Genomic DNA, 26,542 nt, shown 5'->3' with positions numbered 1-26,542 from the left:
GACCCCCCCCCCCCCCCCCCCCCCCCCCCCCCCCCCCCCCCCCCCCCCCCCCCCCCCCCCCCCCCCCCCCCCCCCCCCGGCCCTCTTCTTCTGATGCTCTGTCTTTACCGCTGTGATCGATCGGCTGGCGTCTAGATCATCCCGGGATAGGTGGACATGATGTAATCCGCGGCTGCCGGGCCCTTGATGCGGAGCGGCGTTCGGCCGGGACGGATGCGTTTTTGTTTCATCGCGGCCCAGAAGGCGTCTTCGGGCTTCGGAACGGACTGGGTCAGGAAGCACCAGCTGGTGTAGACGCCGTAAAGGCAGTCGCGGCCAATGCCGACCGTTGCGGCGTTGTCAGAAGTGGTTGCTTCGAGGAGGAACTGGTCAAACTGCGAATCTGCCATTGTTGGCTCATTTCCGCTGGGGTGCTGTGGTGCCGCCGAGGGCTGCAGCGGCTGAACCGGGCCGCCGTGCACGGGGCGCCCGGGTGAAAGGCGTCAACCTCTCTACACTGTAGACGGTACGCGTAGACTGGAGTCGAAGCAAGCCTGCCGGTACAGCACCGGGGACCGATGTGGCCCCCGGCTTCCCGCTCCTCTCGATCGGATCGCCATGACCCCCGCGGAACATACCGCCCCGCCGTCGACCTCCGCCGCCAAGCCGAGGCTGAGCCGGGAACTGGTCCTGACCGCGGCCCTCCGGCTGGTCGACGAGGAGGGGCTGGACGCGCTCACCATGCGGCGCCTGGGCCAGGCGCTGGGCCGCGATCCCATGGGCCTCTACCGCTACGCGGAGAACCGCGCGGCACTGCTGGACGGCGTGACGGAGCTGGTGTTCGAGGAGCTGGACGTGTTCCCCGATACCGCGGACTGGCAACTCCACCTCAGGCGCATCGCCCACAGCCTCCGCGAGGTGGCGCTGCGCCACCCCAATGTGGTCCCCCTGCTGGTGACCCGGCCGCTGTCCACGCCGCTGGGCCTGCGGCCGCGGGGAACGCTCCGGCCGCTGGAGCTGATCCTGTCCCTGCTGATCGGGGCGGGGTTTGCGCCAAGCGACGCCCTGCACGTGTACCGGGCCTACTACGGCTACCTTTATGGCCACATCCTCAACGAGTTGCAAGAGTTCGTGGTGGACCCCGAAGAGAGCGAGGCTTTGCTGCGGCTGGGTCTCCACCAGCTCCCTGCCCGGGAATTCCCGCACATCCGGAACCTGGCCGACGTCCTCGTAGACTACGACGGCAAGGCGGAACTAGACGAGGGGCTCACGATCCTTTTGTCCGGTCTGGGCGCCCGGCTTTCGCCGCAGGAACCGGCTCCTGCCGCCTGAGCTCGTCGATCATCGCCCCCAGCGCGGGCGCCTCGGCCGGATTGTCCGCCAGGGCCACCAGCGCCTGCGCCACCCCGGCGAGCTTGACGTTGCGGTTGTTACTGAAGGAGGTCAGCAGCCTGAAGGCCTCGTCGGAACCGATGCCCAGCCGGCCCATCAGGAGCCCCTCGGCCTTGGCGATGGTCCCCCTGGTCGCCATGGCGCGGCGCACGGCGTCGCGCGCGGTAAGTTCGGTCTCCCACTGGATGGTGGACGTGAGGTCCAGCATGACGCCCGAGACGCTGGCCAGCCGTCCGGCGTCGTCGAGCACGGCCTCCCCGGCCGTCAGGACCCGGTGTTCGTGGGATCGGGCGTCGATGATGCGGTGGTAGATGGCCACGTGGCCGCCGTGCGCGAAGAGTTCGGCGCTGATCGCCTCGATCCGGGGCAGGTCCCCCGGGTGCTTGTGTGCCAAGGTCAGGGCCAAGGTGGGCACAACCTCGCCGCGCTTGTAGCCGTGGATGGCGTACAGCTCATCGGACCAGGCCATGCACCGGGTGGCCCCGTCCATCACAAAGGTTCCGGCCGGCAGAATCGAGGCGTTCACCCCGCTGGCATAGGCGGGGCCGGGAGTTTCGGTCATAGCCTTCCTCCTTCTCGTCGCATGCCGCGAATCCGCAATGCGCAGCCGGCGCGACAGCCTGCCCGGGGAGGGTGTGTGGCCCGCCCCCAATAACTGCGGGCCACACTCCGCTCTCCTCCACCGGCCTTCGGCGGGTCATTTGACTTGCAATGCGCCCCGGGATATGCTTTCGACCAGCGCCCCGATGCATCCCCCAATAGCATCGGGGCGCACCCATATCCGAAACACGCCCGACGCCGGGCGGACGGCGCGGCAGGTCCGGGGAATTCCAGTGAGGGGTCAGGGGCCGTGACGGCACCTGACGCTGGCGAAAGAGGGGCGGACGACGGCGGCCCGCGGCGAGTTTAGGCTCATCAGGCAGACCCTCCCGTCATTGGGTAGCGGCCGCCTGCATGACCTCTCACACCATAACAAAATGGACCGCCCAGCCCAAGGGTTTAAAACGGATCTTTGAGCTCCCGACGGCGGTACCGCCCGGAGCTGCGGGAGAGCCGGCCGGGGCCACGCCGGTCGTCCCGCGCCCTCCCTTTGACCGTCGTCGCGGCGGCGTTAGTCTGGTCCCACGCCGCCAGCAACGGATCGAGGAACCGCAATGAAAGCGCTCACCCTGGTGTGGACCGCCGCCGCCACCGCCGCAACTGCCGCCCTGGGCGGGCTGGCCACGGACCCGGAAAGCCGCTGGTACACGACGCTCCGGAAGCCCGAGTGGCAGCCTCCCACCCTGGCGTTCCCGATCGTCTGGACCGCGCTCTACGCCGACATCGCGGTGACCTCCGCCGTCGCCCTCGACAGCGACGGCCCGGCCGGCGCGCACGGCAACGAGGCCACGGCGGGCGCGGCCCGGACGTCCGGCGCCCCCACAGCCGTGGAGCGGCAGAAGGCAATCCGCGCCTACCGCGCCGCCCTGGCCGCCAACCTCGCACTGAACGCCGGGTGGAGCTGGCTCTTCTGGCGCTCCCGGAAGCCTTGGCTGGCCGCGGCCGAGGCCGGGGTACTGGCGCTCAGCAGCGCGGACCTCGCCCGACGCACTTACGCGCTCAACCGCACCGCCGGCGTCGCCCTGGTCCCTTACCCGCTCTGGTGCGGCTTCGCCACGGTCCTGTCCGCCGCGATCGCCCGCCTGAACCCCGGCCGGCACTGACCCTTCCCCAGCTACACCACACCCCCGAACCCGGACCGCCACACCGCGAGCGCCGGTCCCTCGGCGCGCCCCGGCACCCCAACCCTAAGTAAATCTTTTGGAAAAATTGCGTTAACCAGCACCGGCCACCCGCTGATTCGGCGGAATTTGGTCGGTACTCTTTTGGGGTGTTCGGGCCAGGGGAAAGGCCGGGACGCACCGTAGTACCAACCACCACCCGTCGCCGGAGGCACCCTTTGGTGGGGTTTCCGCGCCGGCTGCTGGGCGTTTCGCTGGGGAACGCCCCGCCGAGTGTTCACGTCATTCACTCCGTGTTCATTCACCCCTGTTTTGCTGTGCCGGGACCTGCTTGACCAGGAGCAGCCCGGCCCGTCCGCGGGGCCACAACCCCGGACATCGCACCCAGCCCTTACCCGGGCACCTTCATGAGAGTCAGAGCGAATGAAAATCACACCATGGAAGACAGCGCTGGGCGCCGCGCTGTCAGCGGGGCTCATCGCCGCCCCGCTGACAGCCGTTCCGGCCGCAGCACTGGAGGTCTCGCCGGCAGCCGCCGGAACATCGCCGGTGACCATCAACGAGGCGTACCTCAGCGGCGGCAGCGCCGGAGCCGCCTTCAAGAACAAGTTCGTGGAGCTGTACAACTCCTCTGACGCACCCGTATCCCTGGAGGGCTGGTCCATCCAGTACCGCTCCGCGACCGGCACCGGGGCGCCCAGCTCGACGGCGCCGCTCACCGGCACCATCGCGGCCAAGGGGTTCTACCTGCTCAAGGCCGGAAGCAACGGCGCCACCGGCCAGGACCTGCCCGCGGCGGACGCCACGGCCACCGGGTTCAACCCGGCCGTCGGCGGCGGCACCATCATCCTTGCCAAGCAGCCGGCGGCCCTGAATCCGCTGGGCACCGGCTCGGTTATCGAGCCCGCTAACGTCGCGGACATCCTCGGCTACGGCAGCTCGAACACCTTCGAGACCCAGGCCGCGGCCGCCCCGTCGGGCACCGGCGACGTCCGCAGCCTCAACCGCGCCAACGGTGTGGACAGCAACAACAACGCGATGGACTTCGGCCTCAACACCGTCATCACCCCCGGCGCGGCCAACGGCACCGCCGCTCCCGTCGACCCGGCCCCCGGCACTCCCCCGGTGAACCGCACCATCGCCGAGATCCAGGGCACCGGCGCCGCCAGCCCGTTCACCGGCACCACCGCCACCACCCGGGGCAAGGTCACCGCCGCCTACCCCACCGGCGGGATCTCCGGCTTTTACCTTCAGACCCCCGGTACCGGCGGCGACCTGACCCCGGCCAACCACACCGCCTCCGACGGCATCTTCGTCTATGCACCCGCCGCCGTCGCCTCCGTGAAGATCGGCGACTACCTCGAGGTGACCGGCGAGGTCGCCGAGTACTACGGCATGACCCAGCTCAACGTCACCGGCACCACCGGGATCGCCGCGCTGGCCGAGGCCGCCCCGGAGGTCAAGGCCACCGGCTTCAGCCTTCCTGCCAGCGAGGCGTTCCGCGAATCCCTCGAGGGCATGCTCCTGACCCCGCAGGGCCCCGTCACGGTGGCGGACAACTTCTCGCTGAACCAGTACGGCGAGATCGGCCTAGCCGGGGGCACCACCCCGCTTGAACAGCCCACCGCCGTCGCACCCTACGGCTCCGCCGAGTACACCGCCACGGTGGCGGCCAACGCGGAACGCGGCATCAAGCTCGACGACGGCGCCACCACCAACTTCCTCAAGGACGCCGCCGCCAAGGCGCAGCCGCTGCCCTACCTGACCGGCACAGACCCGGTCCGCGTCGGCTCCCCCGTGACGTTCACGACCAACGTGGTCCTGGGCTACGCCAACAACGCCTGGAAGTTCCAGCCGCTGACCCAGCTGACCCCGGCGAACGCCGCCACTGTCCAGCCGGCCCGCTTCGGCGCCACCCGCGCCGATGCCCCCGCGGCCGTGGGCGGCAGCCTCAAGCTCGCCTCCTTCAACGTGCTGAACTACTTCCCCACCACCGGGGACCAGCTGTCCGGCTGCACGTTCTACAAGGACCGCGCCGGCAACCCGATCACCGTCCAGGGCGGCTGCAACGTCCGCGGCGCCGCGAACGCGGAGAACTTCAAGCGCCAGCAGGACAAGATCGTTGCCGCGATCACCAAGTCCGGCGCCGACGTCGTCACCCTCATGGAGGTCGAGAACTCGGCCCAGTTCGGCAAGAGCCGCGACGCCGCCCTGTCCACCCTGGTGGACGCCCTGAACGTTGCCACCCCCGGCATCTGGGACTACGTCCGCACCCCCGCCAACGCGCCCCCGCTGTCCGATGAGGACATGATCCGCACCGCGTTCATCTTCAAGAAGGCCGCCGCCGAACCGGTGGGCGAGTCCATCATCCTCAACGACACCGTGGCCTTCGCCAGCGCCCGCAAGCCGCTGGCCCAGGTCTTCAAGCCGGCCGGTGCCTCCGATGACAAGAAGTTCATCGCGATCGCCAACCACTTCAAGTCCAAGGGCTCCGCCGCGACCCCGGACGACACGGACAAGGGCCAGGGCAACTCCAACCTCGCCCGCACCGCCCAGGCGCAGTCCCTGCTGGCTTTCGCCGACGAGCTGCAGAAGTCCAAGGGCACGGACAAGGTCTTCCTGATCGGCGACTTCAACTCCTACGCCAAGGAGGACCCGATCAACGTCCTCACCGGCGCCGGGTACGTCAACCAGGACGAGAAGGCCCGGAACGCCAACGGCTCCGCCAAGCACTCCTACCTCTTCGGCGGCCTGGTGGGCTCCCTGGACCACATCCTCGCCTCCCCGGCGGCCAACGCGGCCGTCACCGGCGCGGACATCTGGAACATCAACTCGGTGGAATCCGTGGCGCTGGAGTACAGCCGCTACAACAACAACGTCACCGACTACTACGCCCCGGACCAGTTCCGCGCCAGCGACCACGACCCCGTGGTGGTGGGCCTGGACCTGAAGGTCGGCCCTCCCCTTCCGGCCAGCGTCGACCTCAACCTGCTGGGAATCAACGACTTCCACGGCCGGATCGACTCCAACACCGTGCAGTTCGCCGGCACCATCGAGAAGCTCCGCGCTGCCGCCGCCCCGGGCGCCACCGCGTTCCTCTCCGCGGGCGACAACATCGGCGCCTCCCTGTTCGCCTCCGCGGTGGCAAAGGACCAGCCGACCATCGACGTGCTCAACACCCTGGAACTGCGTACCTCGGCCGTGGGCAACCACGAGTTCGACGGCGGCTGGGCCGACCTGCGTGACCGCGTGATCGCCGGCGGCGCGAACGCCAAATTCCCGTACCTGGGTGCCAACGTCTACACGAAGGGCACCACCGAGCCGGTGCTGCCCGAGTACACCGTGCTGGAGCTGAACGGCATCAAGGTGGCCGTGATCGGCACCGTCACGCAGGAAGTCCCGGCGCTGGTCACCCCCGCCGGCATCGCGGACCTCGAGTTCGGCGATCCGGTCGAGGCGATCAACCGGGCCGCCGCGAAGATCAAGGCGGACAAGCTGGCCGACGTGATCGTGGTCGAAAACCACGACGGCGCCGGGTCCGGAGCGCCCGAAGGCGCCACCCTGGAGCAGGAAGTCGCCGCCGGCGGCCCCTTCGCGGCGATGGTCCAGGAGGTCAGCCCCGACGTGGCCGCGATCTTCAACGGCCACACCCACAAGCAGTACGCCTGGGACGCACCGGTCCTGGACGGAGCGGGACAGCCAACCGGCAAGACCCGCCCGATCGTCCAGACCGGCAACTACGGCGAGTTCATCGGCCAGATCCAGCTCACCATCGACACCAAGACCATGTCCGTCACCGGTTACAAGGCGGCCAACGTCAAGCGCAGCACGGATCCGGCGGCTGACCTGATCGCCGCCTACCCGCGCGTCGCCGCGGTCAAGGCCATCGTGGACAAGGCCGTCGCGGACGCCGCCGTGATCGGCAACCAGCCGGTCGGCAAGGTCACCGCGGATATCACCACGGCATTCGGCGGCTCCCCCGCCGTCCGCGATGACCGCAGCAGCGAGTCCACCCTGGGCAACCTCGTGGCCGACTCGCTGGTGGACGCACTGAAGGCCCCCGAGCTGGGCGGCGCCGAGATCGGCGTCGTGAACCCGGGCGGCCTGCGCAACGAGCTGTACTACGCCCCGGACGGCACCATCACCTACGCCGAGGCCAACGCGGTCCTGCCGTTCGTGAACAACCTCTGGACCACGACCCTGACGGGCGCGCAGTTCAAGACGCTGCTGGAGCAGCAGTGGCAGACCAACCCGGACGGCACGGTCCCCAGCCGCGCCTACCAGCAGCTGGGCCTGTCCAAGAACGTCAACTACACCTACGACGCCGCCCGCGCCGCGGGTGACCGGATCACCGCGATCCGGGTCAACGGTGCGCTGATCGACCCGGCGAAGTCGTACCGGATCGGCACCTTCAGCTTCCTGGCAACCGGCGGCGACAACTTCCGGATCTTCACGTCCGGCGCCGGCACGAAGGACTCCGGGCTGGTTGACCGGGACGCGTGGATCGCCTACCTGAAGGCCCACAACCCCGTCTCGCCGGACTTCGCACGCCGTTCCGTGGCCCTGGTCAACACCACCGCGGCCGAGGTCAAGGGCGGCGGGGCCATCACCCTGGCGGTCTCGAAGCTGGACCTCACCTCGCTCGGCAGCCCGGCCAATACCTCGCTGCGGGCCGAGTTCACCGACGCCGCCGGGAAGGTCACCGCGCTGGGCACCGTCCCGGTTTCGGCCGGCTCAGCCTCGGTCAACCTCGCCGTGCCCGCGGCCGCGGCAGCGGGCACCGGCACCCTGGTGCTCACCGCCGTCGAGTCCGGCACCGTGGTGAAGACCGCGGTGCAGGTGGCGGCCAGCGCCCCGCCGGCACCGGTCTGCACCGCCCCGGTGCCGCCGACCAAGTGGTACGACCTGGCCGGCTGGGTCAAGTACGGCATCGCCTGGGTGAAGTACCAGAAGTGCCTGCGGGGCTGATGCCCTGACAGGCGGGAACGGGCACGCCCCGCCCCGGCCGGAACGGAGGACCACCAGTGCGGTGGGTCCGCCGGCCGGTCCGGGGTCGGGGCGTGCCTGTTCTCGTTGGGGGGCCTGTTCTGGTTGACCCGGGCTCAGCCGCCGAGGATGTCCCTGGCGATCTCGTCCGCGTCGCGCAGGGTCCGTTGCCCGCTGCGGTAGACCGGGCCCTGCGCCTGCCGGGCCTCCGCGGCGATTGCGGTGCCCCACTGCGCGGCGGAGAGCTGCAGCCCGAGGACGTAGATCCCCTCCGTCACGGCACCGTTCGCGGCCACCGGGCGGTACGGGTGCGGGACGACGTCCAGGCCGGTGCTCTGCAGCGGGATGCCCTCGGCGGTCATTGTCAGGCGCGGCCGGACCAGGCCGTCGGCCAGCAGCTGTTCGAGGAGGGGCGAGGCGTTGACGCCCACCCGGTTCGCCGGGGCCAGGGCCTCCACCAGGACGGATGCCTCGACCCGGGCCGGGGTTTCCGCCGGCGCGATGCCCGTGGCTGAGCCCGGAGTCTCTCCCGGGCCGCCCACCCACGGGGAGGCGGCCGTGAACACGCCGGCCTTGCGGTCCACCCCGAACTTCGGGTCGGGGCCGACAAAGCTGACCACACCGGCGCGGACCAGCGCCGCGAGTTGCTCGGCGCGCAGGGCGGGCGGCCCGCTGGCCAGGCCCTCCACGAAGGCCTCGAACCAGCCGCGCAGCCCGGCCACCCAGGACTCGTCGGTGATGCCGCCGTCGGCCACCACGGACTTCAACACGGCGCGTCCATGGTGCAGTGCGCCAATGGTCATTTTCACCGGGTCGTCCTCGCCCAGGGCGGAGCGCCGGGCGTCGTCCAGCAGGTAGTCCGTCACCGCCGCGTCCAGCTCCGCCCGGGAGGCGAAGCTGCGCCCGGCCAGTGGCGCGGCCAGGCCCAGCAGGTCCAGCCGGCAGGCGGGGTCCACGTGCGCCTCGATGACTTCGGTGACGGCATCCTCCCACTTGGCGGTGGAGTGCGCGTGCGGGTGCAGCGCCTCCTCCAGCAGGGCCAGGAAGCGTTCCGGGCCGGGTCCGACGGCGTCCGGCTGCGAGCGCGCCAGGGTGGAGTAGTAGGCCCAGACTGCGTCGCGGTGCAGCAGCGGCCACAGGTCGTGGTCGAAGGCGGGCACCACGCCGGCGACGGCGAACCGGCCCACCGCCTCCTCCGTGAGGTACCGGAGGCTGACCGAGGCCGGGTAGTAGCCGGAGAGGGTGGCCTTGGCCCGGTACGGGGTGCCCCGGCGGGACGCGGCGATGATGAACGGTTCCCGGCCCGAGGGCAGGTAGCTGAGCCCGGCGCCGTCGTCCGCGGGCAGGAACGTCCCGCCCCGGCCCTCGGTCAGCTGGCCCATCACGTCGAAGAAGTTCAGCCCCATGCCGCGCACCAGCACCGGCTGCACGGCCGGGATGGCGGACCAGTCGACGTCGGCCGGGACGGCCGGCGGAAGGTAGGTCAGGCCGAGTTCGCCGGCGGCCGCCTGCAGCTCGCGCTGTTCGGGGTTCAGCCGGGATTCCAGGTGGCCAAGGGCCAGCACCACCGACCCGGCCCGCAGGGAGGTGCCGTCGGCGAGCTTAACGTCGAACCCGCCGTCGGCGTCGTCCTCACGTGTGACGGGGCGGACCGCCGTCGCGGACGTCCGGTGGAAGGTGACGGTCACGCCTTCGGGCGCCGCGGCGACCAGTTCCTCGAGGGTGTGCCGCAGGTAGCGGCCGTACAGCGCACGGCTGGGGAATCCGGTGGCCTCCAGGGCGGCGAGTTCCTCGCGTTCGGCGCCGCTGAGCGCCGCGTCCGGGTCCTGGCGCTGCCGTTGCCGCCACTGCTCGAAGGTCCCGCCGGCCAGCGGAGGCGCGAGACCGGGGTCCTGGGGCACCACGGTGGGGTAGAACGACTGGGTGTTCATCAGGTAGAGCCGCGACTGCTCCGGCCGCCAGACGTGCCCCGGGCCGGCCGGGTAGGGGTCGATGACGTCGATCTGCAGGGTGGCGCCAGGGGCCGCGGGCGCCCAGTTGGCGAGCAACCGTTCCAGCACGCTGGTGCCCCGGGGACCGGCGCCGATCAGTGCCGTCCGGATGCTTTGCGTTAGTGCCACGGCATCCAGAGTATCGGCATCGGGCCCGGCGGCTTGACTTGCCTGCCCGGCGAGGCAGTTGCTTGGATGGGCCCATGACCACCACTGCTGCTGAGCAATTCCCCGTGTCCGGTGCCGCCCCGGGATCCGCGCCCGAACCCGTTGACGAGAACATCTGGCTGGAGGAGATCTACGGCGAGGAACAGCTGGCCTGGGTCCGCGAGCAGAACGCCCGCACCGAGGAACTGCTAGAGGACGCGGAGTACGCGGAACTGCAGGAGCGCATCCTGGAAGTCCTGGACTCCACCGACCGGATCGCCATGGTCGGCAAGCACGGCCGCTGGTACTACAACTTCTGGAAGGACGGCACCAACCCCAAGGGCCTGTGGCGGCGCACCGACTGGGACAGCTACCGGGCGGGATCGCCCGCGTGGGAGGTCCTGCTGGACGTTGACGCCCTGGCCGCGGAGGAGGGCCAGGAATGGGTCTTCCACGGAGCCAACTTCCTCCGTCCGGCCGACGGCGGCGACCACCGCCGGGCGCTGCTGGCACTCTCCCCCGACGGCGGCGACGCCAACCGGTACCGCGAGTTCGACGTCGAACGCCGCGCCTTCGTTGACCCGGCCGAGGGCGGCTTCGACCTGCCCACCGCCAAGGGCAACGCGTCCTGGCTGGACGAGGACACGCTGCTGGTCTCCAGCACCGCCGGGGGGCTGCCGCGGACCACGTCCTCCTACGCCCGTACCGGCGTCGTGCTGCGCCGCGGCGGGACCCTGGCCGACGCCGAGACGCTGTTCGAGATCCCCGAAGAGCACATGATGGCCCTGGTGGTGCACGATTCGACGCCCGGCTACGAGCGGACCTTCGCCGTGGACTGGGTCAGCTTCTTCGAGACCCGCACCTCGGTGCTGGTGGACGGCCAGTGGGTGGAGATCGATGTGCCCGCGGAGGTGAACGTCAGCTCGCACCGGGACTGGCTGCTGTTCCGGCCGCAGAAAGACTGGACACTGGAGGGCACCAGCTACCCCGCGGGCTCCCTGCTGGCCGTGAACTTCGAGTCCTTCCTGGCCGGCGGCCGCGACCTGGCCGTGCTGTTCACCCCGGATGAGCACACCTCGCTGCAGTCCTGGAGCTGGACCCGGGACTTCCTGCTGCTGAACCTGCTGCGCGACGTGTCCTCCGAGATCCGGGTGCTGGACCCGCAGCGGCCCGGCACCGACTCGGCCTGGGCGGTCAAGGTCCTGGACGCCTGCCCGCCGCTGCACGACGTGAACGCCTACGCCGTCGACGACGAGGACTCCGTCGAGGGCGCGGACGGTTCCGTGGACGCCGGTGCCGCCGGGGGCAACGACTTCTGGCTGGTGGCTACCGGCTTCACCACGCCCACCGCCCTCACCCGCGGCACGCTCACCCGCGCCGGCGTCGACGGGGTGGTCAGCAACCACGAGGTGGTGCGCACCGCGCCGTCGTTCTTCGAGGAGGACGCGTACGAGGTGCAGCAGCACTTCGCCGTCTCGCAGGACGGGACCCGCGTCCCCTACTTCCAGATCGCGGCGCGCGGCCTGGTTCTCGACGGCCAGAACCCCACCCAGCTTTCCGGCTACGGCGGATTCGAGGTCTCCCGCACCCCCGCCTACAGCGGCGTGGTGGGCCGTGCCTGGCTGGAACGCCGGACCGAGGAGATGGCCGGGGCCGACGGCGGCGCCCCGCACAGCCGCGGCGGCGTCTACGTGGTGGCCAACATCCGCGGCGGCGGCGAATACGGGCCCGCCTGGCACCGCGCCGCCCTGCAGGAAAACCGGCACCGCGCCTACGAGGACTTCGCCGCGGTGGCCAGGGACCTGATCTCCCGCGGCGTGACCTCGCGGGAGCGGCTGGGCTGCGTGGGCGGCTCCAACGGCGGCCTGCTGGTGGGCAACATGCTCACCCAGTACCCGGAGCTTTTCGGCGCCGTCTCCTGCGGTGTGCCGCTGCTGGACATGCGCCGGTACAGCAAACTCTCGGCCGGCTACTCCTGGATCGGCGAGTACGGCGACCCGGACGACGCCGGCCAGTGGGAGTTCATCCGGACGTTCTCGCCCTACCACCTGCTCCGGGACGGGGTTGAGTACCCGGAGACGCTGATCTGGACCGCCACCTCGGACGACCGGGTGGGGCCGGTGCAGGCGCGCAAGATGGCGGCGCGGATGCAGGCGATGGGGATCCCGAACGTGTGGTTCCACGAGGCGCTCGAGGGCGGCCACGCCGGCGCCTCGGACAACCGGCAGGCCGCGGCGCTGCAGAGCCGCAGCCAGCACTTCCTCTGGCGGGCGCTGGCGGGCAGCGGCGCCTGACCCGGCGGCCCGCCAACCGTTTTGCGCTGCATGGCCGCTTCTGCGTATCCTTGGTGGGCTAGTGATAGCGGATGGAGACGTGCCAGAGCGGCCGAATGGGCTTCACTGCTAATGAAGTGTGGGGCACAACTCCACCGGGGGTTCAAATCCCCCCGTCTCCGCGTTTGGCCCCGGTCCTGGACCGGGGCCTTTTGCATACCCGGGGGCTGGCCGGCCCGGCCGTGCCCCGTGCCTAGCCGGCCTGGCCCAGCACCAGGGGCAGCACGGCTCCCGCGCCGGCCTGGCGCAGGGCCCGGCCCGCCACAGTGACGCTCCAGCGGCTGTCCACCAGGTCATCGATCAGCATCACGCTCTGGCCCTGAATCCCGGCGAGGGCAGCCTCCAATTCCGGGCCCACCACCAGGCGCTCCCAGACCCCCGCGAGCCGGTACGCGCTGTTGCCGCCGCGGCCGCCCGTGGGTCCGCCGTGGGCCAGCTGCAGCGCGCCGAGGTATGGAATGCGGCCGATCTCCGAGATGCCGCGGGCCAGCGAGTCCACCAGTTCCGGCTTGCTCCGGGACGGGACGCTGACGATTCCCGCCGGCCGGCCTGCCCCGCTCCAGCCGGGGGTCCGCGAATCGCCCTGGCCCCACTCGCGCAGCACCTGGACGCAGGCCCGCAGCATCGCCGGGTCCACGGCACGGTCCGGGGCGCCGGCGGCGAACGTCTCGCGCAGCGCGCCGCCCCAGCCGAGGTCGGTCAGGCGTGCGAGTGCCCGGCCGTTGGCCACACTCTCCTCGGGCTTGATCTTGCCCTTGACGGCCACGCCCAGGCGGTCCATGCCGCTGGGCCACTGCAGACGGGGTTCCAGGACGATCCCGGCGCGGCTCAGCGTGGCGTCGGCGGTCTGGGTGGCGTCGGCGGCGATGTCGGCCGGGAACCACCGGCCGGCGCAGTTGTCGCACCGCCCGCAGGGGTGGGCGGTCTCGTCGTCGAGGACGGAGGTGATGTACTCCATCCGGCACCCGGCGGTGTCCTGATAGATCACCATCGAATCCTGCTCGTCCACGCGGGCCTCGGCGATCCGGCGGTACCGTTCGGCGTCGTAGGCCCAGGGCATGCCGGTGGAGCGCCAGCCGCCGCCGACCCGCTCCACGGCCCCGTCGACGGCCAGGACCTTGAGGAGCAGTTCCAGCGGCGTCCGGCGCAGATCCACGCGTGCTTCCAGGGCGACGGTGGAGACGGCGGTTCCGGCCTCGGCCAGGGCGGTCAGCACCGCCGCAGCCTTCTCCTCCGATGGCATGGACGCCGTGGCGAAGTACTGCCAGATGTCCCGGTCCTCTGAGCCGGGCAGCAGCAGGACGTCAGCGTTCGCGGCGCCGCGGCCCGCACGACCCACCTGCTGGTAGTACGCCACGGGCGAGGACGGGGCGCCCAGGTGCACCACGAAGCCGAGGTCGGGCTTGTCGAAGCCCATCCCGAGGGCCGAGGTGGCCACCAGCGCCTTCACCTCGTTGTCCTTGAGCAACTGCTCCGCCCGTTCCCGGTCCGCCGGGTCGGTCCTGCCGGTGTAGGAGAGCACGTTATGCCCGGCCTCGGCCAGCAGCCGGGCGGTGTCCTCGGCCGCGGAGACGGTCAGGGTGTAGATGATGCCGCTGCCGGGCAGGTCCCGCAGGTGGGTCAGCAGCCAGCCCAACCGCTCGCGGGAATCCGGCAGCCGAAGGACGCCCAGCCGGAGGGAGTCCCGGCCCAGGGCACCGCGGATGGTCAGGACACCCTCGCCGAGCTGTTCCTCAATATCGTGGACCACGCGGGAATTGGCGGTGGCCGTGGTGGCCAGGACGGGAACGCTGTCCGGCAGCTGGGTGATCAGGTCGGCGATGCGGCGGTAATCAGGCCGGAAGTCGTGGCCCCAGTCGGAGATGCAGTGCGCCTCATCGATGACCAGGAGCCCGGTCCGCCGGACCAGTTCGGGGAGCTGGTTCTCGCGGAAAGAGGGGTTGGTGAGCCGTTCCGGGGACACGAGGAGGACGTCCACCTCGTCGGCCGCGAGCTGCTCCCGGACGGTGTCCCATTCGAGCTGGTTGGCCGAGTTGATGGCCACGGCCCGGACCCCGGCCCGGGCTGCGGCGGCGACCTGGTCCCGCATGAGGGCCAGCAGAGGCGACACGATCAGGGTGGGGCCGGCACCGCGGCGGCGCAGCAGCAGGGAGGCGACGAAGTACACCGCGGACTTGCCCCAACCGGTGCGCTGGACCACGAGGGCCCGCCGGCCGCCGTCGACCAACGCCTCGATGGCTTCGAACTGTCCCTCGTGGAAGTCCGCTCCCGAGTTTCCGACGAGCTCGCGCAGCACGTCCTGCGCCTGGACCCGCGTCGTAGATTCAGGGGTCGTCGAGTCAGGGGTCATCGGGTCAGGGGTCATGACTGGTGCGTTCTGGGGAGTAGCCATTGCTTCAGTATCCCAGCCCCCTCCGACAGCGACGAAGCCCGCCCGCACCTATGTGGACAACGTCTCCCGGGAAATCCACATAAGCGGACCCGTTTCGGCTGCGCGGCGGACCCTTCACCGTAAGATGGTGCCCGTGACTAGCGAACAGACCAGGACCTATGACCTCTCGGCCTCCTTCAAGGCCTACGACGTGCGCGGCATCGTCGGCGACTCGATCACCGTCGAGATCGTCGAGGCGGTTGGTGCCGCCTTCGTCGACGTCCTCGAACTGAGCGGACAAACGGTCCTGGTCGGCGGCGACATGCGCCCCTCCTCCCCCGAGTTCAGCCGCGCCTTCGCCAACGGCGCCGCCACCCGCGGGGCCAACGTCCAGCTGCTGGATCTCATCTCCACCGACGAGCTCTACTTCGCCTGCGGCAAGCTCAACGCCGCTGGCGCCACCTTCACCGCCAGCCACAACCCCGCCGAATACAACGGCATCAAAATGGCCAAGGCCGGCGCCGTCCCGATCTCCTCCGAGACCGGACTCAAGGAGATCCAGGCCCGCGCCGAGGAATACCTCAACGCCGGCACCATCCCCGCCCAGGGCACCCGGGGCCTGATCAGCGTCCGCGATGTCCTCAAGGACTACTCCGAGTACCTGCGCAGCCTCGTGGACCTCAGCGGCTCCCGCCCGCTGAAGGTCGTGGTCGACGCCGGCAACGGCATGGCAGGCATGACCACCCCCGCAGTCCTCGGCGACACGCTGCTTCCCAAGCTGCCGCTGGAGATCGTGCCGCTGTACTTCGAACTGGACGGCTCGTTCCCGAACCACCCGGCCAACCCGCTGGAACCGGAAAACCTGCGCGACCTGCAGGCCGCCGTCGTGGAGCACGGCGCCGACATCGGCCTGGCGTTCGACGGCGACGCCGACCGCTGCTTCGTGATCGACGAGAAGGGCGAACCGGTCTCCCCCTCGGCCGTCACGGGCATGGTGGCCCGCCGCGAGATCGCCCGCGCCAAGGCCAACGGCGAGGACAACCCGACGATCATCCACAACCTCCTGACCTCCCGCGCGGTTCCGGAACTCGTCGCCACCGACGGCGGCCGCGCCGTCCGCACCCGGGTGGGCCATTCCTTCATCAAGGCCGTGATGGCCGCGGAGGGCGCCATCTTCGGCGGCGAACACTCCGCGCACTTCTACTTCCGCGACTTCTGGAACGCTGACACCGGCATGCTGGCCGCCATGCACGTCCTGGCCGCGCTGGGCGAACAGGACGGCCCGCTCTCCGACCTGGGCCGCGAATACGAGCCGTACCGGTCCTCCGGCGAGATCAACTCCGAGATCGAGGACAAGGCCGCCGCCGTGGAGCGGGTCCGGCAGGACTTCCACACCGAGGATGTCGAGATCGACTACCTGGACGGCAGCACCTTCGTCGCCGCCGACGGCAGCTACTGGTTCAACCTGCGCCCGTCCAACACCGAGCCCTTCCTCCGCCTGAACGTCGAGGCCACAGACCAGGAAACCATGGAACGCATCCGCGACCGGGTGCTGTCCGTGGTCCGGGGCTAACCGGGTGAGCAGCCCGGCCACCGGTTCCTGGCGCAGCTCCGTGCCCGAGGCCAGCGCCACCGACCTGGAAAACCTGCTGGGCACCGGCGTCGGCGCGGCCCAGGAGCAGCTTGAGCGCAACGGCGGATTCCTGCCCTTCGCCCTGGTGGTCCAGAACGACGACGAGGTGCGGCTGGTGGCGGTCACACCGGCCGACGCCGCCGACGGCACGGACGGTGACTTCGACGCCGACGCCATGATCGCCGACCTGACGGAACTCCTCCGCCAGCACCGGGACGAGTTCCGCGCCGCCGCGATCGTCTGCGACATCACGCTGGTGGAGGAAGACTCCGACGCCATCCACGTCGCGGCCGAACACCGCGACGGCAGCGTCTTCGCCGCCGTCCTGCCCTACTCGGGCGACGACAGCGGGGACCTCCACTTCGGGGATCTCGCGGCGGACTCCAACGAACCCACCGTCTGGGTGGACTAGACCAACAGCAGATCATGAGGATCAACGCATTCGCCGACGTCAGCCTGCGCGCCATGATGGTCCTGGCGGCAGCCCCCGGCGGCGGCCTGCTCACCACGCAGGCCGTCGCCGATGCCGTCGGCACCCCGTACAACCACGTCAGCAAGGCCATGGCCAACCTGCGGGTGATGGGGCTGATTGACGTCGAACGCGGCAGACACGGCGGATCCCGGCTCAGCGCCGCCGGCCGCCGCGCCACCGTGGGTGAGCTGCTGCGCGCCCTCGACACCCGTCAGGACCCCGCCGACTGCGAGGTTCCCGGCGGGACCTGTCCACTGATCGCCGAATGCCACCTCCGGGGCGCCCTGCACCGTGCCCGCGAGGCCTTCTACCGCGAACTCGACGACATCGTCATCGCCTCGCTGCCCACCGAACGGCAGATGAACCCCGTCTTCGCTTCGATCGGCCTGCGCCCCGACCTCTAAGCGGCAAAGCCCCGCGCCCCCGAGCACCGAGGAGCATCGCCCGGCGCCGCGCCCACCGCTCTTTTCACGCGCTCCCGCCGCCCGAACTCGGCGGCCTTCGCCCGCACCCCAAACGCCGAATGACCCGCCGCCCGGTCACGATTTGCACCGAACTTCTACGAGATGTAGAAAAGAACATGTAAATACTTGTATTTGAAATGCAAGTATCGACGCACAGGGTCCGTCTGAAGACGCCGGACCACTACTTCAGGAGTCAGCACATGCTCTCGGACAAGTCCTTCCCCGTCATCGAGGCCACCCTGCCGCTGGTCGGATCCCGCATCGGAGAGATCACCCCCAAGTTCTACGCCCGGCTCTTCGGCGCACACCCGGAGCTGCTCGACGGCCTCTTCAGCCGGTCCAACCAGAGCAACGGCAACCAGCAGCAGGCCCTCGCCGGGAGCATCGCCGCCTTCGCCAGCCACTTGGTGGCCCACCCGGGCACCCTGCCGGAAACCGTCCTCTCCCGCATCGCCCACCGGCACGCATCCCTCGGCATCACCGAACCGCAATACCAGGTGATCTACGAGCACCTCTTCGCCGCCATCGCCGAGGACCTGGCCGGGGTCATCACCCCCGAGATCGCGGAGGCATGGACCGAGGTGTACTGGCTGATGGCCGACGCGCTGATCAAGCTGGAGAAGGGCCTCTACGCCGCGCAGGCCAACGACGCGATGTGGACCCCGTGGCGGGTAGCAGCCAAGCGCCCCGCCGGCACCGGCTCCATGACCTTTGTCCTGGAACCCGCGGACAGCACCCCGGTCACGGCCGCGCTGCCCGGCCAATACGTCAGCGTCAAGGTCACCCTTCCGGACGGCCTGCGCCAGGTCCGGCAGTACTCCCTCTCCGGCGACGCCGGGACCAGCCGCACCTTCACCACCAAGATCGACGACGGCGGTGAGGTCTCCCCCGTCCTGCACGGGCACGTCCAGGTCGGCGACATCCTCGAGATCTCGAACCCTTACGGCGAGATCACCCTCAAGGAGGGCGACGGCCCGGTGGTGCTGGCCTCGGCCGGCATCGGCTGCACGCCGTCGGCCTCGATCCTGCGCTCGCTCGCCGCCGCCGGCTCGGACCGCCGGGTGCTGGTGCTGCACGCCGAAAGCACCCTGGAGAGCTGGGCGCTGCGCTCCCAGATGACCGACGACGTCGAGCGCCTCGACGGCGCCGAACTGCAGCTCTGGCTCGAACGTCCGGCGGCGGGAACCCCTGCCCGCGAAGGATTCATGAGCCTGCGCGAGGTGGACCTGCCCGCGGACGCATCCCTGTACCTGTGCGGTCCGCTTCCCTTCATGAAGAACATCCGCAACGAGGCAATCAATGCCGGGATCCCCGCCACGAAGATCCACTACGAGGTCTTCGGCCCGGACATCTGGCTCGCCAATTAGGGCCCGGCCGTACCGGCAGCCCAACGTTAAACAGACGGCGGCCCCGCACCCGTAAAGGTGCGGGCCGCCGTCGTGGTGCGGTAGGGCTAGGAGTGCGAAGCCATCCGGGCCTTGAGCGACTCGAGTTCGGCGCGCAGGGCGTCCGGCAGCGAGTCGCCGAAGCGGGCGTACCATTCCTCGATCGAGGCCAGCTCGGTGTCCCATTCCTCGCGGTCCACGCGGACGGCGTCTTCGACGTGGGCGTGGGTCAGGTCCAGGCCAGTCAGGTCCAGGGCATCGCCGGTGGGGACGTAGCCGATGGGGGTCTCGACGGCGTCGGCCTTGCCCTCGATCCGCTCGATGGCCCACTTGAGGACACGGGCGTTGTCGCCGAAGCCGGGCCAGGCGAAGCCGCCGTCGGCGGTGCGGCGGAACCAGTTCACCAAGAAGATGTGCGGCAGTCGCTCCGGGTTGGCCTTGCCCGAGACGCTGATCCAGTGCTTGAGGTAGTCACCGGCGTCGTAGCCCATGAACGGCAGCATGGCCATCGGGTCGCGGCGCAGCACGCCCACCTGGCCGGAGGCGGCCGCCGTGGTCTCGGAGGAAAGGGTTGACCCCATGAAGATGCCATTGGTCCAGTCGCGGGCCTCGGTCACCAGCGGCACCGTGGTCTTGCGGCGGCCGCCGAAGAGGATCGCGGAGATTTCGACACCCTCGGGGTTGTAGTACTCCTCGGCGAGCATGTCGACCTGGGAGATCGGGGTGCAGAAGCGCGAATTCGGGTGTGCGGCCGGCTTGTCCGAGTCCGGGGTCCAGTCGTTGCCCTGCCAGTCGGTCAGGTGCGCGGGCACCTCGTCGGTCATGCCCTCCCACCACACACCGCCGTCGTCGGTGAGCGCAACGTTGGTGAAGATGCTGTGGCCCTTGGCGATGGCGCGCATGGCGTTCGGATTGGTGCCCCAGCCGGTGCCGGGGGCGACGCCGAAGAGCCCGGCCTCCGGGTTGGTGGCGCGCAGCTCACCCTCCTTGCCGATCCGCATCCAGGTGATGTCGTCGCCGAGGGTCTCGACCTCCCACCCCTCGATGGTGGGGTCGAGGAGGGCGAGGTTGGTCTTGCCGCAGGCGGACGGGAACGCCGCGGAGACGTAGTACGACTTCTTCTCCGGGGAGGTGAGCTTGAGGATGAGCATGTGCTCGGCCAGCCAGTCCTCGTCCCGGGCCATCACCGAGGCAATGCGCAGGGCGTAGCACTTCTTGCCCAGCAGGGCGTTGCCGCCGTAGCCGGAGCCGTAGGACCAGATGGAGCGCTCCTCGGGGAAGTGCACGATCCACTTTTCCGGGTTGCACGGCCAGGCGACGTCGGCCTCGCCCTCTTCCAGCGGCGCGCCCAGGGAGTGCAGGGCGGGGACGTAGAAGGCGTTGGTGGCGGTGATCTTGTCCAGTACCTTGGTGCCGATGGTCGCCATGATCCGCATGGAGGCGACGACGTAGGCGCTGTCGGTGATCTCGACGCCGAACTTGGGATCCTCGGCGTCGAGGTGTCCCATCACGAAGGGAATGACGTACATGGTGCGGCCGCGCATGGAGCCGCTGAACAGGCCGCGCAGCTTCTCCTTCATCTGCGACGGTTCCATCCAGTTATTGGTGAAGCCGGCGTCGCGCTCGTTCTCCGAGCAGATGAAGGTCTGTTCCTCGACCCGGGCAACGTCGGCGGGATCGGAGAATGCCGCGAAGGAGTTGGGGAACAGCTTTTCGTTCAGCCGGGTCAGGGTGCCGGCGGCAACGAGCTCGTCGGTGAGCCGCGTGTTCTCCTCTTCCGAACCATCAACCCAGTGGATCCGATCCGGCTGGGTCAGTTCGGCTACCTCTTCAACCCACGCCAGTAGACCGGCATGCGTGGTGGGTGCTTTCTCAAGCAGCGGCATGTTCGCCAGATCGCCCATTACGGTTCCCTTCTTCGGGTTCAGTGGTGTGTCCTAAATGCTAGGGGTCGGCGTAGATTCAGATTCGGGACTTATTGCGTCTTGACGGCGCCGGGCAAAAGCAAAATCCGCGACATTCCGCGGAATAGTAAGTCCAAGCGATGGTTTATTTGTGATCAAGGTCACATAGACCGGTCTAGTCGCGGAGATTACAGCGCCTTCGATTTGGTTCTCGCGGCCCACCTCGCGTAAAGTAATTCGAGGTTCGGGGGAGCGAGAAACTCCGAAGAGCCGAAGATGCGCCCATAGCTCAGCTGGATAGAGCGTCTGTCTACGGAACAGAAGGTCAGGGGTTCGAATCCCTTTGGGCGCACAGAGAAAAAATCCGCACCGGTCCGCCGGTGCGGATTTTTTTATGCCCGCGGACCGCTGGGCCTCCACAGGGCCGGGCGCAGAGTTCCGGACGGGGCGGGCGCAGTACCGGGCGCCGGGGTTCCGGAAATCCGCGGCGGATTCGGACCGGCGCACCCCGGGCCCGCGGCGCGCCAGTCCGGAACCGTAGCGCGGACCGCACGGGGCTGGCGCGGGGCTAGGCTGTTGCCATGACGGCGCAGATTGAACGGGAATTCGATGTCATCGTGATCGGCGCTGGCGCCGTGGGCGAGAACGTAGCGGAGCGGGTGGTCAAGGGCGGCCTCACCGCGGTCCTGATCGAGGCGGAACTGGTGGGCGGCGAGTGCTCTTACTGGGCCTGCATGCCGTCAAAGGCCCTGCTGCGGCCGGGCACCGCACTGCACGGAGCCCAGAGCGTCCCCGGCGCCGAAGAGGCGGTCACCCGGGTCCTGGACACCGACGCCGTCCTGAAACGCCGCGACTACTTCACCTCCAACTGGCAGGACGACAGCCAGGTCGAGTGGGTGGAGAACACCGGCATCGAGCTGATCCGCGGCCACGGCTGGCTCACCGGCGAGCGCCGGGTGGAGGTGGCCGGCCTCGACGGCAACAGCTACGCCCTGTCCGCCACCCGCGCCGTCGTCATCGCCACCGGGTCACGGCCCAGCATTCCGCCGATCGAGGGCCTGGACGACGTCGACTTCTGGACCACGCGGGAGGCCACCTCCACCCACGAGATCCCCGACCGCCTGGGCGTCCTGGGCGGCGGCGTGGCCGGCACCGAACTGGCGCAGGCCTTCGCCCGGCTTGGCTCCTCCGTGACCGTGGTGGCCCGCGGCGCCCTGCTCGGGACCTACCCGGAGGAGGCGGCGGACCTGGTCAAGGCCGGCCTACGGGCCGACGGCGTCGAGATCCACGTCAACACAGCTACCAAGAGCGTCGCCACCAACGACGACGGCTCCCTCACCCTGGAGACCGGCGGCGGCACCGTCACCGTGGACAAGCTCCTCGTGGCCACCGGCCGCCACCCCGCATTGGAGGGGCTCGGCCTGGAGAGCGTGGGCCTGGCCGCCGAAGACGGCAAGGACCTGACACTGCGCACCGACGCAACCGGCCTGGTGCACGACGCGCAGGGCAACGCCGCCGGACCCTGGCTTTACGCCGTGGGCGACGCCGCCGGCAAGGTGATGCTGACCCACCAGGGCAAGTACGAGGCCCGCGCCACCGGCGACGCGATCGCCGCCCGCGCCGACGGCTCCCTGACCGGTGCCCCGGCCCCGTGGAGCCGCTACGCCCAGACCGCCGACGAGCATGCCGTTCCCAACGTGGTCTTCACCGACCCGGAACTGGCCAGCGTTGGCCGGAGCCTGGCGCAGGCGAAGAAGGACGGCTACACGGCGACCTCGGTGGAGCTGCCGATCGAGGTGGCGGGTTCCTCCCTGCACTCGGAACACTACAAAGGCTGGGCGCAGCTGGTGGTGGACGAGGACCGCCGCGTCCTCCTCGGAGCCACCTTCGCCGGGCCGGACGTGGCGGAGCTGCTGCACGCCGCCACGATCGCCGTCGTGGGCGAGGTGCCGCTGGACCGGCTGTGGCACGCCGTCCCCTCCTACCCGACCGTCAGTGAGGTGTGGCTGCGGCTGCTTGAGAGTTACGGGCTGTAGCCGCCTGGGGAACCGGGCCTGTTCCGTTCCCCACATCTATTTGAACTGACCGGTCAGTTTAGTTAGCCTTGAAGCAGACAACTTCTGCGAAAGGCTCCTTTCCGTGCTCAGCGTTCACCAGCTCTCCGTCAAGGGCCGGCGCGTCCCGCTGCTCCCGCCCACCTCACTGCAGGCCTCCCGCGGCGAGCTGCTGCTCGTCACGGGCGACCGCCAGGACCAGCGCACCGCCTTGGCCCTGACCCTCTCCGGGCGGATGAAGCCCTCAGCGGGCACCGTCGAGTGGGACCGCCACGGCCGGATCAAGCAGCTGCGGCAGCGTGCCGCCGTCGTCGACGCCCCGGGCGTGAACGAACCCGAGCCGCACCTGAGCGTCCGCGACCTGGTGACCGAGGACCTTGCCCTGATCCCCCGCCGGTACCGCGGAGCGCTGCTCAGCACGCCGTGGCTCAAGGTCAACCGGTTCGAGGACATCGCCGGCGCCTGGGCCGATGACCTGGCCGCCGACCGCCGGCTGGAGCTGCTGACCGCGCTGGCGCTGGCTAACCCGCGGACGGACCTGCTGGTGGTGGACTCCCCCGACCGCCACAGCGGCGATCCCGCGGACTGGCTGCCCCGGCTCGAGGAGCTGGCGTACGACGCCGGCCGGCCGCTCGCCGTCGTCGCCACCGTCGCCGCCGTCCCCGCCGGCTGGACCGGTCCAGTCAGCGCGATCGGCAACGTCGCTCCCGCCGTCGAAGCCGCAGAGGGTGCCGAACAACCCGAAGACCCCCAGACACCTTTCCCCGCCGGGGACCCCGCCGCAGCGCCGGCCCCCGCCGAACACATCGTTGAAACCGAGGACATCCGATGACCGTCTTGCGGCTGGCCCGCTCCGAACTCAAGCGCATGACCGGTGGCCTGCTCCCCAAGCTGACCATCCTGGCCCTCACCCTGGTGCCGCTGCTCTACGGCGCGGTGTACCTCTACGCAAACTGGGACCCCTACGGGAAGCTGAACCAGATCGACGCCGCCCTGGTGGTCGAGGACACCGGCGCCGCCACCTCCGACGGCTCCCGCCTGGACGCCGGGCACAAGGTGGCGGACAGCCTGCTGGAGGCCCACAATTTCAACTGGCAGCAGGTCTCCAGCTCGGCGGACGCGGACGAGGGTGTCAGCAGCGGCAAGTACGCGTTCGCCCTGAAGATTCCCCGCGACTTCTCGGCCAATCTGGCTTCCCCCGGCAGCTTCGACGCGGCGAACCAGGCCATGCTGAACGTCACCACCAACGACGCGAACAACTACCTGCTCAGCACCATCGTCGACAAGCTGACGACGGCGGTTCACAGCACGGTCGCCAAGGAGGTGGGTGAGGAGACCGCCAACAAGCTGCTGACCGGTTTCGGCACCATCCACTCGCAGATGCTCAAGGCCTCCGACGGCGCGCACAGCCTCGCCGACGGTGTCTCCTCGCTGCACACCGGCGCGGCCTCCCTGCACGAGGGCACCGGATCCCTCCGGAGCGGGGCCGCCGAACTGGCGGCCGGGCAGCACAAGCTGCTCGACGGTGCGAACGCCCTCAACAGCGGCGCCGGGCAGCTCTCCTCCGGGCTGGGGCAGCTCAAAGACAAGACCGCCACCCTGCCGCAGGACTCGCGGCAACTGGCCGACGGTGCCGCCCAGGTGGCCGCCGGAAACGCAGCGCTCAACGCCAAGGTCCAGGGCCTGGCCGGGCAGATGGCCGCCGCCGACCAGGCCGCCGCCCAGGCCGAGCGCGCCAAGGTGGCGGAGTCGACGGCCCGCATGGTGGCCTCCGGGTTGATGCTCCAGCCCCAGGCCGACGCGCTGATGGCCGACTACGACGCCCATAACACCCGGGCCCCTTCCGGCGCGGCCGCCGCCCTGAAGGGCGCCGCCGGGCAGATCCAGCAGCTTGCCGATGGTTCGGCCGCCGTCAGTGCGGGCGCCGCAAAGCTGGCCGGGGCGACGCCGGCCCTCACCGGCGCCGTCGGGAAGGCATCCGCCGGCGCCGACCAGCTCGCCAGCGGCTCCGCCGCCCTGGCCAGCGGGGAACAGAACGCCGCGGCCGGAGCGGACAAGCTCTCCGAGGGCGCGGCACAGCTCGACGACGGCGCTGCGCAGCTGGACAGCGGCTCCGCCCAGGCGGCCGACGGCGCCGGCACCCTGGCCGGGGAAATCGCCAAGGGCGCGGGGCAGGTCCCGAACCCGGACGACTCCCAGAAGAACAGCCTGGCCAAGGTCATCGCCGATCCCGTAGCCGTCAGCAACGTCTCCCAGGCCAAGGCCGGCTCCTACGGTGCAGGGCTCGCCCCGTTCTTCCTCACCCTGGCCCTCTGGATCGGCATCTTCATGCTGGTCCAGGCCATGCGCCCGATCACGCAGCGCGCCCTGGCCTCCAACGCGCCGTCGTGGAAGATCGCCGCCGGCGGCTGGCTGCCGTTCCTGACGGTCGCGGCCGTCCAGGCCAGCCTGCTCACCCTGGTGGTGGACGTGGGACTGGGCCTGAACCCGGTCCACCCGGTGCTGATGTGGGTGCTGATGCTGGCCGCGGCGATGGCCTTCAGCGCCATCATCCAGGGCATCGTGGCGCTGCTGGGCACCCCCGGCAAGCTGGTGGTCCTGATCCTGCTGGTCCTGCAACTGGTCTCCTCCGGCGGCACGTTCCCGTGGCAGACCACCCCCGAGCCGCTGCACGTGGTGCACCAGGTCCTGCCGATGGGCTACGTGGTGGGCGGCATGCGCCACTTGATCTACGGCGCCGACCTGGCCGGGATCGTGCCCGTGATGCTGGGGCTGGTTGGCTACACTGTGCTGGGACTGGCGATGTCCGCCGTCGCCGTCCACAAACACAAGTTCTGGACGCTCAAGACCCTGAAACCGGAGATCGCGGTATGACCAGCAATGCCACCGAGGCCGGGGACAAGAAGCTCCGGCCCGGTCGCACCGGGGCCACCAAGCAGAAGCTGTTCGAGGCCTCCATGGAGCTGATCGGCGAACGCGGAGCGGCCGGCGTGACGGTGGATGAGATCGCCGCCGCCGCGGGGGTGTCCAAGGGCACGGTGTACTACAACTTCGGCAGCAAGTCGGACCTGATCGCGCAGCTGCTGCGGTACGGCGTGGACATCCTCATGACGCGGCTGCTCAGCGTCAAGGACGAGGCCGACGACCCGCTGCTGGCGATGGACGCGATGATCGGCCAGGCGATGGACTTCATGGCCGATTACCCCTCCTTCGCCCGCCTCTGGGTCAGTGAGAACTGGCGCACCCCCAGCGAGTGGCAGGACACCTTCGCCGAGCTCCGCGGCCGCCTCCTGGGCGTGATCCGGGCCTCGATCGAGGCCGTGGCCGCCCGCTACCCCGTCGATCCGGACATCTCCCGCGGCAGCCTGGAGACCGCGATCTTCGGCGCCTGCTTCGTCGTAGGGCTGGACCGGCAGACCTACAACCCGGAGCGGACCCGGGAACAGAGCGTCGCCGCGATCATGGCCAGCATGCGTGGCTACGTCCTGAAGTAGCCCCGCTCGGGGATGATGGATTCCATGCGCCACATGGGGAGAAGCGGGAAGACCGCCATCGGAGCCGCCCTCGCGGCGCTGGCCCTGCTGGTGCTGGCCGGATCCACCCTCAACGGGACGGTGGCGCTGTGGTTCCTTGCGGCCGCAGCGCTGGCCTACGTGGCATGCGTGACCGAGGTGCTGGTCCGGCGCCGGCACAAGACTCTGCTGGCCAGC

At 69.9% G+C, this 26,542-nt stretch carries 17 protein-coding genes and 2 tRNA genes; 14 read left to right on the top strand and 5 right to left on the bottom strand.

What is annotated here, in order from left to right; genetic code table 11:
* Window positions 1–131: 131 nt before the first annotated feature.
* Window positions 132–389 carry a hypothetical protein gene (locus ACFVY3_RS11460; RefSeq protein ID WP_364136604.1) on the bottom strand — a complete coding sequence of 86 codons (258 nt, stop codon included), beginning with the start codon at window positions 387–389 and terminating at the stop codon, window positions 132–134.
* A 208-nt stretch (window positions 390–597) separates the two neighbouring features.
* Here ACFVY3_RS11460 and ACFVY3_RS11455 point away from each other — a divergent pair, with 208 nt between their 5' ends.
* Window positions 598–1,311: a TetR/AcrR family transcriptional regulator C-terminal domain-containing protein gene (locus tag ACFVY3_RS11455; protein WP_400159796.1), complete on the top strand. Its 714-nt coding sequence runs from the start codon at window positions 598–600 to the stop codon at window positions 1,309–1,311.
* Here ACFVY3_RS11455 and ACFVY3_RS11450 read toward each other — a convergent pair.
* Window positions 1,247–1,933 (bottom strand): PAS and ANTAR domain-containing protein, encoded by a 687-nt coding sequence (locus tag ACFVY3_RS11450; RefSeq protein ID WP_400159795.1) that lies wholly within the window; start codon window positions 1,931–1,933, stop codon window positions 1,247–1,249. The two genes, ACFVY3_RS11455 and ACFVY3_RS11450, sit on opposite strands and share 65 nt — an antisense overlap.
* 592 nt (window positions 1,934–2,525) lie before the next feature.
* On the opposite strand from ACFVY3_RS11450, the gene ACFVY3_RS11445 reads away from it, so the two are divergent.
* Both ACFVY3_RS11445 and ACFVY3_RS11440 read left to right on the top strand, forming a co-directional pair.
* Window positions 2,526–3,074, top strand: coding sequence for a TspO/MBR family protein (locus ACFVY3_RS11445; RefSeq protein WP_377972822.1), 549 nt, complete (start codon window positions 2,526–2,528; stop codon window positions 3,072–3,074).
* Window positions 3,075–3,515: 441 nt separating this feature from the next.
* The gene (locus ACFVY3_RS11440) at window positions 3,516–8,060 is read left to right on the top strand and encodes an ExeM/NucH family extracellular endonuclease (RefSeq protein ID WP_400159794.1); all 4,545 of its coding nucleotides are present in this window, start codon (window positions 3,516–3,518) and stop codon (window positions 8,058–8,060) included.
* A gap of 134 nt (window positions 8,061–8,194) precedes the next feature.
* Here ACFVY3_RS11440 and ACFVY3_RS11435 read toward each other — a convergent pair whose 3' ends face one another.
* The gene (locus ACFVY3_RS11435; RefSeq protein WP_400159793.1) at window positions 8,195–10,198 is read right to left on the bottom strand and encodes an FAD/NAD(P)-binding protein; all 2,004 of its coding nucleotides are present in this window, start codon (window positions 10,196–10,198) and stop codon (window positions 8,195–8,197) included.
* A gap of 74 nt (window positions 10,199–10,272) precedes the next feature.
* Between ACFVY3_RS11435 and ACFVY3_RS11430 the strand changes: the two genes are divergently transcribed.
* Complete coding sequence (locus ACFVY3_RS11430) at window positions 10,273–12,510, top strand: prolyl oligopeptidase family protein (RefSeq protein WP_400159792.1); 2,238 nt, start codon at window positions 10,273–10,275, stop codon at window positions 12,508–12,510.
* A gap of 73 nt (window positions 12,511–12,583) precedes the next feature.
* Window positions 12,584–12,671: transfer RNA gene (locus tag ACFVY3_RS11425), tRNA-Ser, on the top strand.
* A gap of 71 nt (window positions 12,672–12,742) precedes the next feature.
* On the opposite strand, the gene ACFVY3_RS11420 is transcribed toward ACFVY3_RS11425, so the two are convergent.
* Window positions 12,743–14,899: a RecQ family ATP-dependent DNA helicase gene (locus ACFVY3_RS11420; protein WP_400159832.1), complete on the bottom strand. Its 2,157-nt coding sequence runs from the start codon at window positions 14,897–14,899 to the stop codon at window positions 12,743–12,745.
* 175 nt (window positions 14,900–15,074) lie between these two features.
* Here ACFVY3_RS11420 and ACFVY3_RS11415 point away from each other — a divergent pair, with 175 nt between their 5' ends.
* The 4 genes from ACFVY3_RS11415 (at window position 15,075) to ACFVY3_RS11400 (ending at window position 18,856) form a co-directional block, all read left to right on the top strand.
* Window positions 15,075–16,493: a phosphomannomutase/phosphoglucomutase gene (locus ACFVY3_RS11415; protein WP_400159791.1), complete on the top strand. Its 1,419-nt coding sequence runs from the start codon at window positions 15,075–15,077 to the stop codon at window positions 16,491–16,493.
* 4 nt (window positions 16,494–16,497) lie between these two features.
* Window positions 16,498–16,965: a hypothetical protein gene (locus ACFVY3_RS11410; protein WP_400159790.1), complete on the top strand. Its 468-nt coding sequence runs from the start codon at window positions 16,498–16,500 to the stop codon at window positions 16,963–16,965.
* A 14-nt stretch (window positions 16,966–16,979) separates the two neighbouring features.
* Entirely contained in the window at window positions 16,980–17,429 is a 450-nt protein-coding gene (locus ACFVY3_RS11405) for an Rrf2 family transcriptional regulator (protein ID WP_364136588.1), read from the top strand.
* A 260-nt stretch (window positions 17,430–17,689) separates the two neighbouring features.
* The gene (locus ACFVY3_RS11400) at window positions 17,690–18,856 is read left to right on the top strand and encodes a globin domain-containing protein (protein ID WP_400159789.1); all 1,167 of its coding nucleotides are present in this window, start codon (window positions 17,690–17,692) and stop codon (window positions 18,854–18,856) included.
* 86 nt (window positions 18,857–18,942) lie between these two features.
* Here ACFVY3_RS11400 and ACFVY3_RS11395 read toward each other — a convergent pair whose 3' ends face one another.
* Window positions 18,943–20,778, bottom strand: a complete 1,836-nt coding sequence (locus ACFVY3_RS11395) for a phosphoenolpyruvate carboxykinase (GTP) (protein WP_400159788.1) — start codon at window positions 20,776–20,778, stop codon at window positions 18,943–18,945.
* A 278-nt stretch (window positions 20,779–21,056) separates the two neighbouring features.
* Between ACFVY3_RS11395 and ACFVY3_RS11390 the strand changes: the two genes are divergently transcribed.
* The 5 genes from ACFVY3_RS11390 (at window position 21,057) to ACFVY3_RS11370 (ending at window position 26,326) form a co-directional block, all read left to right on the top strand.
* Window positions 21,057–21,130, top strand: a tRNA-Arg gene (locus ACFVY3_RS11390).
* A gap of 229 nt (window positions 21,131–21,359) precedes the next feature.
* On the top strand, window positions 21,360–22,814 hold the full coding sequence (locus ACFVY3_RS11385; protein WP_400159787.1) for a dihydrolipoyl dehydrogenase family protein: 1,455 nt from the start codon (window positions 21,360–21,362) through the stop codon (window positions 22,812–22,814).
* A 103-nt stretch (window positions 22,815–22,917) separates the two neighbouring features.
* Entirely contained in the window at window positions 22,918–23,664 is a 747-nt protein-coding gene (locus ACFVY3_RS11380) for an ABC transporter ATP-binding protein (RefSeq protein ID WP_400159786.1), read from the top strand.
* Window positions 23,661–25,706, top strand: coding sequence for a YhgE/Pip family protein (locus tag ACFVY3_RS11375; protein WP_400159785.1), 2,046 nt, complete (start codon window positions 23,661–23,663; stop codon window positions 25,704–25,706). The genes ACFVY3_RS11380 and ACFVY3_RS11375 overlap by 4 nt, the downstream gene beginning before the upstream one ends.
* Window positions 25,703–26,326, top strand: a complete 624-nt coding sequence (locus ACFVY3_RS11370; RefSeq protein ID WP_377972808.1) for a TetR/AcrR family transcriptional regulator — start codon at window positions 25,703–25,705, stop codon at window positions 26,324–26,326. The genes ACFVY3_RS11375 and ACFVY3_RS11370 overlap by 4 nt, the downstream gene beginning before the upstream one ends.
* Window positions 26,327–26,542: the final 216 nt, after the last annotated feature.

This window comes from Arthrobacter sp. BPSS-3, assembly GCF_044628475.1.
Classification (GTDB): domain Bacteria; phylum Actinomycetota; class Actinomycetes; order Actinomycetales; family Micrococcaceae; genus Arthrobacter.
The sequence above is the reverse complement of the archived record's forward strand: the minus strand, read 5'-3'. Positions and strand labels throughout refer to the sequence as shown.

Bases quoted from the DNA above. Each gene is read 5' to 3' on its own strand.
- ACFVY3_RS11460 (WP_364136604.1), bottom strand. From the start codon at position 389: ATGGCAGATTCGCAGTTTGACCAGTTCCTCCTCGAAGCAACCACTTCT.
- ACFVY3_RS11455 (WP_400159796.1), top strand. From the start codon at position 598: ATGACCCCCGCGGAACATACCGCCCCGCCGTCGACCTCCGCCGCCAAG.
- ACFVY3_RS11450 (WP_400159795.1), bottom strand. From the start codon at position 1,933: ATGACCGAAACTCCCGGCCCCGCCTATGCCAGCGGGGTGAACGCCTCG.
- ACFVY3_RS11445 (WP_377972822.1), top strand. From the start codon at position 2,526: ATGAAAGCGCTCACCCTGGTGTGGACCGCCGCCGCCACCGCCGCAACT.
- ACFVY3_RS11440 (WP_400159794.1), top strand. From the start codon at position 3,516: ATGAAAATCACACCATGGAAGACAGCGCTGGGCGCCGCGCTGTCAGCG.
- ACFVY3_RS11430 (WP_400159792.1), top strand. From the start codon at position 10,273: ATGACCACCACTGCTGCTGAGCAATTCCCCGTGTCCGGTGCCGCCCCG.
- ACFVY3_RS11420 (WP_400159832.1), bottom strand. From the start codon at position 14,899: ATGACCCCTGACTCGACGACCCCTGAATCTACGACGCGGGTCCAGGCG.
- ACFVY3_RS11405 (WP_364136588.1), top strand. From the start codon at position 16,980: ATGAGGATCAACGCATTCGCCGACGTCAGCCTGCGCGCCATGATGGTC.
- ACFVY3_RS11400 (WP_400159789.1), top strand. From the start codon at position 17,690: ATGCTCTCGGACAAGTCCTTCCCCGTCATCGAGGCCACCCTGCCGCTG.
- ACFVY3_RS11395 (WP_400159788.1), bottom strand. From the start codon at position 20,778: ATGGGCGATCTGGCGAACATGCCGCTGCTTGAGAAAGCACCCACCACG.
- ACFVY3_RS11385 (WP_400159787.1), top strand. From the start codon at position 21,360: ATGACGGCGCAGATTGAACGGGAATTCGATGTCATCGTGATCGGCGCT.
- ACFVY3_RS11375 (WP_400159785.1), top strand. From the start codon at position 23,661: ATGACCGTCTTGCGGCTGGCCCGCTCCGAACTCAAGCGCATGACCGGT.
- ACFVY3_RS11370 (WP_377972808.1), top strand. From the start codon at position 25,703: ATGACCAGCAATGCCACCGAGGCCGGGGACAAGAAGCTCCGGCCCGGT.